The sequence below is a fragment of the Micromonospora sp. NPDC049580 genome (genome assembly GCF_040675595.1).
Taxonomy (GTDB): domain Bacteria; phylum Actinomycetota; class Actinomycetes; order Mycobacteriales; family Micromonosporaceae; genus Micromonospora.
Window position 1 is genome coordinate 1 of the sequence record NZ_JBFAPG010000171.1, and the last position, 11,146, is coordinate 11,146.

9 protein-coding genes are annotated in these 11,146 nt (G+C 66.0%); 6 read left to right on the plus strand and 3 right to left on the minus strand.

Translation table 11 applies throughout. The annotated features are described in order from the left end of the window. The 3 genes from AB0J68_RS16155 to AB0J68_RS16165 all read left to right on the plus strand — a co-directional run. The coding region (locus tag AB0J68_RS16155) for a hypothetical protein (protein ID WP_363939127.1) at positions 1 to 213 on the plus strand (213 nt) is incomplete at its 5' end. Beyond that, entirely contained in the window at positions 213 to 1,937 is a 1,725-nt protein-coding gene (gene treZ, locus AB0J68_RS16160) for a malto-oligosyltrehalose trehalohydrolase (RefSeq protein ID WP_363939129.1), read from the plus strand. The genes AB0J68_RS16155 and treZ, both read left to right, overlap by 1 nt. A 401-nt stretch (positions 1,938 to 2,338) precedes the next feature. Beyond that, a complete protein-coding gene (locus AB0J68_RS16165) occupies positions 2,339 to 4,609 on the plus strand; it encodes an NACHT domain-containing protein (RefSeq protein ID WP_363939131.1) in 2,271 nt (756 codons plus the stop codon). A gap of 175 nt (positions 4,610 to 4,784) precedes the next feature. On the opposite strand, the gene AB0J68_RS16170 is transcribed toward AB0J68_RS16165, so the two are convergent. Beyond that, positions 4,785 to 5,294 (minus strand): NUDIX hydrolase, encoded by a 510-nt coding sequence (locus AB0J68_RS16170; protein ID WP_363939132.1) that lies wholly within the window; start codon positions 5,292 to 5,294, stop codon positions 4,785 to 4,787. A gap of 40 nt (positions 5,295 to 5,334) precedes the next feature. Then, entirely contained in the window at positions 5,335 to 6,693 is a 1,359-nt protein-coding gene (locus tag AB0J68_RS16175) for a hypothetical protein (protein WP_363939133.1), read from the minus strand. Positions 6,694 to 6,918: 225 nt separating this feature from the next. Here AB0J68_RS16175 and AB0J68_RS16180 point away from each other — a divergent pair, with 225 nt between their 5' ends. After that, complete coding sequence (locus AB0J68_RS16180) at positions 6,919 to 7,080, plus strand: hypothetical protein (RefSeq protein ID WP_363939135.1); 162 nt, start codon at positions 6,919 to 6,921, stop codon at positions 7,078 to 7,080. Beyond that, entirely contained in the window at positions 7,067 to 8,299 is a 1,233-nt protein-coding gene (locus tag AB0J68_RS16185) for a helix-turn-helix transcriptional regulator (RefSeq protein ID WP_363939136.1), read from the plus strand. The genes AB0J68_RS16180 and AB0J68_RS16185 overlap by 14 nt, the downstream gene beginning before the upstream one ends. A 117-nt stretch (positions 8,300 to 8,416) precedes the next feature. Here AB0J68_RS16185 and AB0J68_RS16190 read toward each other — a convergent pair whose 3' ends face one another. After that, positions 8,417 to 9,391, minus strand: coding sequence for an acyl-CoA desaturase (locus tag AB0J68_RS16190; RefSeq protein ID WP_363939139.1), 975 nt, complete (start codon positions 9,389 to 9,391; stop codon positions 8,417 to 8,419). 681 nt (positions 9,392 to 10,072) lie between these two features. On the opposite strand from AB0J68_RS16190, the gene AB0J68_RS16195 reads away from it, so the two are divergent. Then, the gene (locus AB0J68_RS16195; protein ID WP_363939138.1) at positions 10,073 to 11,074 is read left to right on the plus strand and encodes a hypothetical protein; all 1,002 of its coding nucleotides are present in this window, start codon (positions 10,073 to 10,075) and stop codon (positions 11,072 to 11,074) included. Positions 11,075 to 11,146 lie beyond the last annotated feature (72 nt).

Sequence of the window (11,146 nt, forward strand, 5' to 3'; positions counted from 1 at the left end):
GCAGGCGGGTCGCCACGGCGATCGCGCCTGCCGCTGGGTCTGGCGCGCGCCGGCGGCTGGCGCGACACAGCCCTGTCGCTTGGTGTTAACGAGGTGAAGGACCTGTTCACCGGTCGGGTCTACAGTGGCGGGGAGACGTCGCTGGACAATCTTCTGGCCGACTATCCCGTCGCTCTGCTGGCTCCTCTCCCCGCTGCCGAGGAGGCCGTTTGATGACCGAGTTTTCCGTCTGGGCGCCGGACGCCACGCGGGTGCGGCTGCGCCTGGCCCGCGACACCGACCACGAGATGCGCGCCGCCGCCGACGGCTGGTGGCGGGTCGAGGTGCCCGACGCCGGCCTCGACTACTCCTTTCTGCTGAACGACGAGGAAACCCCACTGCCCGACCCCCGCTCGCCGTGGCAGCCTGCGGGGGTGCACGGGCCGAGCCGCCGCTACGACCACTCCGCCTTCGAGTGGTCCGACAGCGCGTGGACGGGCCGGCAACTGCCCGGCAGCATCCTGTACGAGCTGCACATCGGCACCTTCACTCCCGACGGCACCTTCGACGCGGCCATTGACCGCCTCGACCACCTGGTGAACCTGGGCGTCGACCTGATCGAACTGCTCCCGGTCAACGCCTTCAACGGCGAATACAACTGGGGGTACGACGGCGTCTGCTGGTACGCCCCGCACGAGCCCTACGGCGGACCCGACGGCCTGAAACGGTTCGTCGACGCCGCCCACGCTCGCGGGTTGGGGGTGATCCTCGACGTTGTCTACAACCATTTCGGGCCCTCCGGGGCCTACGCGCCGCGGTTCGGGCCCTACCTCGCCGAGCAGAGCAACACCTGGGGCCGCTCGATCAACCTGGACGGCCCGCACTCCGACGAGGTACGCCGCTACATCATCGACAGCGTGCTCATGTGGCTGCGCGACTACCACGTCGACGGCCTACGCCTGGACGCCGTGCACGCCCTGCCCGACACCCGCGCGATTCCGCTGCTCGAAGAGCTGGCCATCGAGGTCGAGTCGCTGTCGACGCACCTGGGACGGCCGTTGTCGCTGATCGCCGAATCCGACCTCAACGATCCACGGCTGATCACCCCTCGGGAGGCTGGCGGGTACGGGCTGCACGCCCAGTGGAACGACGACGCCCACCACGCGCTGCACACGTTGCTGACGGGGGAGCGGCAGGGGTACTACGGCGACTTCGGCTCCCTCGAGACGCTGTCGGACGTGCTGACCGGCGGGTTCTTCCACGCGGGCACCTGGTCGAGCTTCCGTAACCGGCACCACGGGCGGCCTGTTGATCCTCGGGTGCCGGGGCACCGGTTCGTGGCGTACCTGCAGAACCATGACCAGATCGGGAACCGAGCTACCGGGGACCGGATCTCGGCTTCGCTGTCGCCTTCTCTTCTGCGGGTCGGGGCCACGTTGCTGTTGACCGCGCCCTTTACGCCGATGCTGTTCATGGGGGAGGAGTGGGCGGCTTCTACGCCTTGGCAGTTCTTCACCTCGCATCCCGAGCCGGAGTTGGCCTCTGCGGTGCGGACCGGGCGGCGGCGGGAGTTTGCGTCGCACGGGTGGCCGGAAGGGGACGTGCCGGATCCGCAGGACCCGCAGACGTTCGTGCGGTCGCGGTTGGACTGGGCTGAGCTGGACAAGCCTGAGCATGCTTCGATGCTGGCGTTTTACCAGCGGTTGATCGGGCTGCGGCGGTCTGTGGCGGACCTGTCGGATCCTCGGATGCACGCGGTGTCGGTGCAGCATGGGGACCAGTTCCTGCTGATGCGGCGGGGGGACACGCTTGTCGTTGCGAACTTTGCTGGGCGCGGGCAGGGGGTGTCGCTGCCTGGCGTGGCTCGGCGGGTGCTCCTTGCTACGGGCGAGGGGGTCACGGTGATGCGGGACCGCATCGAGCTGCCTGCGGAGACGGCGGCGATCGTGGCGCTGTGAACCAGAGCACCGGCCCGGGAGCCTCTCCTCCATCCGTGCCATCAATGGAAACTTCAGCAGGGTTAAGTTGGCCGTTGAACCGACGGCAGTACCTCGTTCAGGCGCCCAAGACCGGCGACGTCGTGAGAGTCATTGCTGTCAGCAACTGGGATCAGCAGGTGGCTTCGATCCGGCAGCCGGAATGAGGGAAATTAGGCGCCAACAAAGGTGCTAATCAGGATCGACGGTGCCATCTTGGGTGAGACCCATGGGGCAACCCATTCCCTAGCCAACCAGAAAATTAGGGCGCATCGCCCGCAGGTGTGTCGGCAACTTGGCAGTCTCACCGGGGTGTCACCTTGCTTGGGCCCAGATAAAATCCCTCCCGTTGCCTAGCTCTACCTTGGGAGGACGGCACAGCCATGCCAAGCGAAGAGCAAGTCTTCGAGGCCGAGGTCCTGCGGGTTGCGAGGGCGCTATTCGGAAAGTCCAATCCGTTCCAAGGATCCCAGAACGTCCATGGGCGAGAGCGCGACGGGATCTTCGAGAGCCCTGACGCGGTTGTCCTGATTGAGTGCACGGTCTCCGGCAGGAAAGACAAGGCGGTTTCAGACGGGCTAAAGCTAGCCAAGCTGTGTGAACAGTACGGCAGAACCCATCCCCTGAAACTCATCAAGGGATACTTCGTTACGAAGGACGAGCCGAGCAGTGAGCAGCGAGGAGCGATCCAGCGACTTAAAGCTCCGGTGGTTGCTTGCAGTCTTAAACAACTGCGGGCGCAACTGATCGATTCGCAGGAGTACATTTCGTTGCGGCCGAACTACGCGTTTGGCAGTGCACGCCATCCGGTAACAGGGAAGCTAAATCCCGACGAGCAGTATGTGTCGCTTGAGTTTGCGGAAATAGAAAGCAGCCGACTTTGGTCGGCGCGGGATATAGTGCACGGCCTCAATGACGGTCGTTGTATAGTCTTGACCGGCGATTATGGGGCCGGCAAGAGCATGACTGTTCGCGAAGTATTCCGAGACCTTGCACGGAAACATCATCGGGGCGAGTTTAAGTTCCCAATCGCGCTAAACTTGCGCGACCATCAGGGTCAGAGAGATCCTGAAGAAGCGTTGGATCGACACGCTAAAAAAATCGGTTTCGGAAGTGGATCTCAGCTCGTTCGCGCGTGGCTGGCAGGTGACGCTCACCTCTTGCTCGATGGGTTCGATGAGATAGCAACGCCGGGGTGGCTAGGAAAAGCTAACGGCTGGAAAGATGTCCGCCGGCTGTCGACCACACTCGTCCGGAAGTTCATTGAGTACACGCCAGCCGGCAGCGGAGTATTCATAACAGGTCGAACTCACTTCTTCGACAGCATCGCCGAAGCTCGATCGTCGCTGGGGTTGCCAACCGATGCCTCCATGCTGAGCACAAGCGACTTCAATGATGAACAGATAAAGTTGTACCTGACGCGGAATCAGTGGGGTGAGCAGTTGCCTTCATGGCTGCCATCACGCCCACTACTTCTCGGCTACCTGGTCGTGAGCGGATTGCTCAAGGAGGCGCTCGACGTCAGCGGTGCCTCATCGGCAGCCCTGGGTTGGAATGTGCTCCTCGACAAGATCTGCGAGCGGGAAGCGCGGAACTCCGATCAGCCACTGATAGATGGACCCACCATTCGTCTTTTGATCGAGCGTCTCGCTACTATGGCTAGAGCTCGGCTGGACGGAATGGGGCCCCTATCACCCTCGGACATGACCGCCGCGTTCGAGTCTGTCACCGGAGGGTCGCCCGACGAGGGATCTCAGCAGATCTTGCAAAGGCTTCCCGGTCTTGGCGTTCAAGACGAAAGCGATGGATCGCGGCACTTTATTGATGCCGCCTTGGCTGACGCAGCTCGCGCTGGCGACATCGTCCGAGGGGTTTCGGATTATCAAGGAAATCGCGAGGCGCTTCGCCTCAGAGGTACCGCGACTGTGATGGAGCAGCTGGGAGTCGATGTTGCTACGCGCAAATTGCAGGAGTCGGGGGTCAAGGCGAGCCAAGCCGGCGCCGCAGCAGCCTTGCTTCAGCGGGACGGCGCATCCGATGCGTTGCTTCTTGACGTCATCCAGGTGGGAATGGCTCTAGGTGAGTTCAAGACACAAGCGCAACTCGCCGTAAGTGATTTGCTGATTCCGCAGCTGACTATCGGCCCCGAGACTGATCTTAGTGAGATTACTTTCTCTGACTGCATTATACAGCTGCTCGACCTGACCGACTACGATGGCGAAATTCCGATGCCGTCTTTTGCCCGGTGTTCGTTCGGCCTTGTCGAGGGCCTCGCGTCGGCGTCCGCACTCCCGAGTGACCGCTTCAGCGATTGCGATTTCGAACAGTTCGATCTTGCAACCAGGACGACGCAGGGCATACTGGGAATGGTCTCGCTCAACCCCTCACAGCGAGTGGCACTTACAATCCTGAAGAAGCTTTACGCCCAGAGAGGAACAGGGCGACGCGAGAACGCGCTATATAGAGGGCTCGATGACAAGCATCGAGGTCTAGTCCCGAGCGTGCTCGATAGCCTCGTCTCGAGTGGCCTTGCCGTGCGTGCTAAGCAGTTGAGCAACAAGATCGTTCTGCCAAGTCGAGGGCAGGGTGTTCGAGTCAAGCGACTGCTGGAGGCGCCAACCCAGTCGCAAGAAAGCTTCTTTATTGAGCTATGAATAGCAGGATGACAATAGCAAAGGTCATTGGTTCACACTTTTGCAAAGCTATGTGCCTAGCAATGCGGCTGCGAGATAGTCGTAATCGCTGATTGTGTAAGCTGCACTTCGCATGGTCCTACTGGCGCTGGCGACGCCAACACCAAGCCCGAACCTGCCACTACAGACGACGTGGCTACCCCTGGCCAACTGCCGTTGCAGTACTAGGGGCGGCCGAGCCGCCGGCGAGGTAGACCGGAGTTCGCCGGCCACGGGCGCGTAGGGCAGCATGAACTCGCGTCCTGACGTTGTCGGGAAGGCGCCGCCTTGCCTCTCGACTCGGGAAGAAGTCGATGTCTTCCAACTCCTGGTTCGGTAGATCGAAGCCCTCGAGGCTAGCGACGGACCCGCAGTCGAACGTGAAACTGATTATCGCGCGCGGCCGCTTCCCGGTGGATGGTGCCCAGTCGACTACGAGAAGGTCGCCTACTTCCAGAGCAACCCCTAATTCCTCTCGGATCTCACGGGCGCAGGCATCGTGTGGGTATTCGCCTTCGTCCACGTAGCCACCGGGGAAAGCCCAGTGGTCGCGGTATGTGGGCTTGACGAGTAGTACGTTGCCGTCCGGGTCGGTGATGAAGGCCGCTGCGGCGGCGTAGAAGGAAGCCAAGTTGGCGTACCAGGTGGCAGGGTCCGTCCAGGTCACCTGGATGACGCTAGCGGACATGTCGAGGCATGCTGTCGCTCTAGATGACTGCTGGCGATGCCGCGAGGGCATGCAGGACTTCGTTGACCTGCGGCGACGCCTTGTGTGGGTTGAGCGCGGTAGCGAGTTCTTCGATGCGCTGGTGAACACGCGTCGATTGGATACCCCTGCGATGGCTCGCCACCTCCCGTGCCCAGCCGCAGGCGGCGTCTGTGTCTCCTGCTCGTGCATGAGTCACGGCGATTAAGGCGCCGTGCAAGACACGCGTCCGAGTGTTCCGGCCGGCGAGGGCGAGAGCATCCGGTGCGCGCCTGAGGGCCTGCGTGTACAGATGCAGGTCACCCAGGCACCTCAGCGCAGCCCCGGCAAGGTGAGCCGGGCTAAAGTAGCCGACCCAGCGCGGGCCGGGCTCTGTGCCTGTCCGGTCGAGAGCACGCTCAGCCTTAGCGAGGGCGAGCTGGCAGGGACGTCGCTCGCCTGCCTGTCCGTAGGCGGTGGCGGCGGTGGCGTGTAGTCGAGCGACGACGGTGGCAGGAGCACGTCCAGCCCCGTCGATGGCAGCTTCGGCGAGCCGTGCCGCCTCCCGGCCGTGGCCCATAAACACGGCCTGAGTGGCAAGGTTCGCCAGCAGGTGAGCGCCGTAAAGCCGGTCGCCGCCGGCCTTGGCTAGCCGTAGGGCGAGAGTTAGATGACGTTGCGCTACTGCATGCTCGCCCGCGTCGTACGACATGAAGGCGAGTTGGCCGCCGAGCATTGCCGCCGCGCGCATCAGATCGTGTCCCACGGCGTCGGTGTAGGTACCGCGCAGCATGGGCCCGACCTGACGCACGAGGAGGTCAGCCATGACGGCGCGGGTGTGTGGAGAGCCACTGCCGTGACGTCGGTCAAGGTCGGTGAAGTGGTCCGCGAGCGCGTACAGCGATTGGACGTCGCTTGAGGTGACTTGCTGCCGGCCGCTCCGGCTGATGGTCGCGTCGGGCAGGTCGTACCGCCAGCCGAGCGCCGCCTGTAGGGCTTTACCGCTGTCGAAGGTCCCGTTTACCTGTCGGTTGAGGTGCTTGGCGAGCGTCATCCAGATCTGCTCGGTGGCATCTATCGCCGCGTCGATGGACGCGGGGTAGGTGCAGGTTTGGGCGCTTTCCGTCGCGCCGAATCCCAGCTCCGAGGTAGAGACGGTGCGCCCGAGCTTGCGAGCGAGTGTTTCGGCCATGGCGGACTGGACGTGCTCGCCAGGCCGGCGCCCGCGCAGCCACCAGTAGACGCTGGCCGCGTCGTACCGCCAGGCGCCCTGCTCCCGACCGGCGTGGTTGAGTTGTCGGGCGAAGGCGGCATGCGCGTTCCCGTAACCAGCGGCGGTCAGTAGCCCGTCGAACGCCGCATTCGTCACCGGTCGCGCCATGATCCGCCTCCAGCTATCACTCAGCTACCAACAGTGATGAGCCTATGGGCTGCGGAGATTCTATGGGGACCCGCGCAACCCCACGCAACCCACGTCTTGACCAGCGCAACCGGACGCATTGCTCGCCATCTGGCCCGCTTGCCGATAGCCCGCTTGCCTGGGTCGCAGGGAGTCCCGGGCGGCGGCAGAGACGGAACGTCGCGCCCTGGCCTGACGGAGGTGGAGATGCGAGGCGACGAGTCGACGAGCCGGGGTGGACAGGCTGAAGCTGCCGAGCGGGAGGCCGCCAAGCAGCGCATTCTGGCCCAGGCCGAGGCGGAGCGCGTACCCGTGGAGGACACGACCCGCGCGGTCCCGGACCGGCGGTGGCGGCGTGACCAGCGATGACATCCCGATCGGCCGCCGGGTGGCGAGCTGGCGGGTACGGCGGCAGATGACCCAGCAAATGCTCGCCGACCGGCTACGCAGGTCCAAGAGCTGGGTCGACAAGATCGAGCGGGGCGTCCGCCCCCTGGACCGGTATTCCGTCATCCAGGACCTGGCCCGCGTCCTGCGGGTCGATCCGGAGCTGCTGCTCGGCCAGCCGCGGAGCACCCCGGCGGGCACGCCGGACGGGGTGGACGACATCCGGGCCGCGCTCGCCCGCTACGACACCCCGCAGGCTCCGCCACGGATGGACGAGCTGAGGCGGCAGGTCGGGCACGCCTGGTTGACCTACCAGCACGCGCACTACGGGCAGTTGGTGCGCCTGTTGCCGGGTCTGCTCGCCGCCGCCCAGGGCGCGCGGTCGGCGGAGCTGCTGGTGCAGGCGTACCGCATCACGTCGTCTCTGTTGGTGAAGCTCGGCGAGGCCGACCTCGCCTGGCTGGCCGCCGATCGGGCGATGGCCGCCGCCGGCGACGACCCGCTCCTTGCGGCCGCAGCGACCATCTCGGTGGGCCAGGCGCTCCGCGCGCAGGACCGCGACCGCCTCGCCCTGGCCGCGCTGCTCCCCGCCGCCAACCGCGTCCTTCCACGCCCAACCCACTCCGCTGATCATGAGGTTAGCGAAGCTCTTGGAGATCAAACCGCCCACAAACCTCATGATCACGGGGGCGAGGGCGAGGGCGATCGCCGGGGGAGGGCGGTGGGTGGGACGTTGCTGGTGCAGGCCGCGCTTGCTGCCGCCGGCTGCGGCGAGCACCGCCGCGCCGACGAGCTGACCGACCGGGCCGCGGGGGTCGCCGCCAGCCTTCGGGGGTACGACGACACGCACCGCACCGGCTTCGGGCCGATCGCCGTCGACCTGGCGCGGGTGGTGTCAGCGGCGCAACGGGGTGACGCCGACGAGGCGCTGCGAAGGCACCTGACGGTGGTTCGGCGGGAGGCGTGGCGGCGGTTGCCGGCCGAGTATCGGGGCGCGTACCTGGTCGATGTCGCGCGGGTTTACCTCCAGGTGAGTGACCTGCGCGGGGCCGCACGCGCCCTGGTCGACGCGGACAGTGTCGCGCCGGCCGAGGTTCGGTGCCGGCCGTTGGCGCGTACCGTGATCGCCGAGATCGCCCACGCGAACCCGGCGCCGGCCGGCGTGGCGCGACTGGCGACGCTCGTCGGCCTCACCCGCTGACCGGCCTGAGCGCACCGCCCGACCGGTTTTCCCTGGCCGGCCGCAGCAGCCGAACGGCCAGGCGACCGCGACCCCGGCTCGCCCGGCAAGATCAAAGACAGCGGTAACCAAGCAGTCTCAGCGGTTGCCCGGTCGGGTCGGTCTGGCACCCATTGCCCGTAGGTGTGCCAGCCCCTGCGCCCAGGACTGAATGAGGGTCGTTTCGTGGTAGGCGATCTCGTGTTCCGCGCAGAACTGACGGATCAGCGGCTGGGCGTGGCGGAGGTTGGGTCGGGGCATGCTGGGGAAGAGGTGGTGTTCGATCTGGTAGTTGAGCCCACCGAGTAGTGCGTCGAGGAACGGGCCGCCGCGCACGTTGCGGGAGGTGAGGACCTGTCGGCGTAGGTAGTCGAGGTTGTCGGCCTCGGACAGGATGGGCATGCCCTTGTGGTTCGGGGCGAAGGAACTGCCCAGGTAGAGCCCGAAGAGGGCCTGGTTGACCAGGATGAACACGATCGCCTGCGGAACGCTCAGGACCAGGAACACGGCCCCGAGGTAACCGGCGAAATGCAGGACGAGCAGGCCGGCCTCCGTGCGCCGGCGCCTGAGCCCGCCGCCGCGGACGAGCGCCCGGACGCTGGCGGCGTGCAGATGCAGACCCTCCGCCAGCAGCAGAGGAAAGAACAGCGCCGCCTGGTGCCGGACGAACAGCGCCCCCAGGCCGCGCTGCGCCGCAGCCTGACCCGGGGTGAAGGACAGCGGAGCCACCATGAGGTCGGGGTCGCGGCCCTCGGTGTTCGGGTTCGCATGGTGGCGGTTGTGCTTGTCGACCCACCACCCGTAACTGATCCCGGTCACCAGGTTGGCGCACACCAGGCCGACCACGTCGTTCGCCCGGCGGGAGGGGAAAATCTGCCGATGCCCGGCGTCGTGACCGAGAAACGCCAACTGCGCGAGGAGCACCGCGACACCGGCCGCGGTAGCCGTCTGCCACCACGACGACCCGAGCCGCACGAACAGCACGCCCAGCACTACGAGACAACCCAGCATCACCGTCACCCGCGCCGCGTAGCGGCGGGCTCGTCGGTCGAGGAGACCCGCGTTTCGGACCATGCGGGAGAGGTCGGCGTACTCACTACCCCGGTCGCTGCGGGTGCCAAGATCCGTGTCACTCAACGTCGCCGCTCCTTGTCAGCCACGCCGATCAGCTCGCCGGCTTCGCTGTCAGCCATGACCAGGCGTTCGCGCAATTTCATCGGTGGTCCGACGGGATCGAACAAGCAAACCGCCGCTGACGGCCCCAGTCTTCCTCACAGCCACGTCTTCGCACGAGGAAATCGGCAGCTCACGATGACTGATACGCGAGCAATACCCGCCCTCGTGTAAGTCTGCCGATTGGCTGGGGGCTTCGTCCGTCGAGTCCGACAATCAGCACCGCACCAGCTTCGGTGACGTGCGTGGGGCGGCTCGGGCCCTCGTCGAGGCGGACAGTTGTCGCGCCGGCCGAGGTTCGGTGCCGGCCTCTGGCGCGTACCGTGATCGCCGTTGTCCCCCGCGCGCAGCCGGCGCCGGCCGGCGTGGCGCGACTGGCGACGCTCGTCCGCCACACCCGCTGATCGCACCGCCCTCACCCGGACCTCAGATCCACCGGGTACGCCTCGTCGCGGACTGAGCGACGAAGTCGCGATCGGGGACGGAAGTCCGACGTTGTGTGTTCGTCCGCTCACGGAGGGTCCAATCTGGAACCCGGCTCGCCGTGGGGGCGGTCGTAGACAGCGGACAGTGGAGGTTCGGATGCTGATCATCGCGGAGGAGCGGGACACCTACCCACCGAACGGTCAAATTCCCAACCTGGAGACCGACGAGAAGGCGTGCCACGACATCCTGACCCGGATCAAACCGCTGCTGCCCAGGGACCTCACGGGCGAGGTGGTCGGGGCGTTGGTGAACTGGTCGGCGAGCAAGCTGGTGCCGCACCGAAGCTTCGGGACCTGGGCCGAAGCCATCACCGCCGCGACCAGCAACGCGCGCAACGACATGGCCCTTGCCACCGACGACAGCCAACGGCAGCGTGACGAGGCTGTCGGCGGCGACGACCTGGCGAAGCTCAACGCGGCGGTGGCGAGCACGGGGCGGACCGACGACCGGCAGATCACGTTGCGCGACGAGAGCCGCAGGTGGGCGAACTGTGGAATGGCCGCGTTTCAGATTCGCGAGCAGTTGCGCGACAAGGGCGGCGAGCCCGTCCGCCTGTCCGGCCAAACCTACGGGAAGGGGAAGGGCGACGCGCTCAAGCAGGCGCTGCTCGTCCAGCCCGCCAACGCCCAGACCGTCCTGCTGCTCGACTGCCAGTTCCCGCAGGTGCACAACTTCATCATCGAGGTGCACCACGACGGGTCGCGCTACCTGGCCCAGGGTTACCAGGGCACGTACTTCGCCCACTGGTGGCTCGGAATCAACAACAGCTACTCCGGAGAGGCTCCGCCCAAGATTCTCGCCCTGCGCGAGCGGTACGGGCTGGGTCGCGCGATCAGCCGGGAGAACTACGAGAGCCTGCTCGACGGCCTGGCCGCGGCCATCTCGTCCGGCTGGCAGGAGACCGCGAATCAGTGGCAGACGTTGCCGTTCAACCCTGACCGGCAGGAGATCGACGGGATCCGCCGCCGGTCCGAGGCGCCGACGATCCTCGTCGAGGTGTTCGAGCTGCGCAAACCGGCGGTGGCTCGGGCGGCGCTCGGCGGTAACGGCGGCGCGTCGCTCAGCGAGCTGGCGACCCGAGGACTGACAACCGCCTGACGCGGTGTTCCCGGTCGGCACCCAACCGGCCGGGAGCACGGAACCGCGGCGGGACCCGGAGAGAGTCCCGCC

What these genes read in the sequence shown, in the direction of transcription:
- AB0J68_RS16190 (WP_363939139.1), bottom strand. Translation starts at nt 9,391, where the DNA reads ATGGTCCGAAACGCGGGTCTCCTCGACCGACGAGCCCGCCGCTACGCG.
- AB0J68_RS16180 (WP_363939135.1), top strand. Translation starts at nt 6,919, where the DNA reads ATGCGAGGCGACGAGTCGACGAGCCGGGGTGGACAGGCTGAAGCTGCC.
- AB0J68_RS16175 (WP_363939133.1), bottom strand. Translation starts at nt 6,693, where the DNA reads ATGGCGCGACCGGTGACGAATGCGGCGTTCGACGGGCTACTGACCGCC.
- treZ (WP_363939129.1), top strand. Translation starts at nt 213, where the DNA reads ATGACCGAGTTTTCCGTCTGGGCGCCGGACGCCACGCGGGTGCGGCTG.
- AB0J68_RS16165 (WP_363939131.1), top strand. Translation starts at nt 2,339, where the DNA reads ATGCCAAGCGAAGAGCAAGTCTTCGAGGCCGAGGTCCTGCGGGTTGCG.
- AB0J68_RS16195 (WP_363939138.1), top strand. Translation starts at nt 10,073, where the DNA reads ATGCTGATCATCGCGGAGGAGCGGGACACCTACCCACCGAACGGTCAA.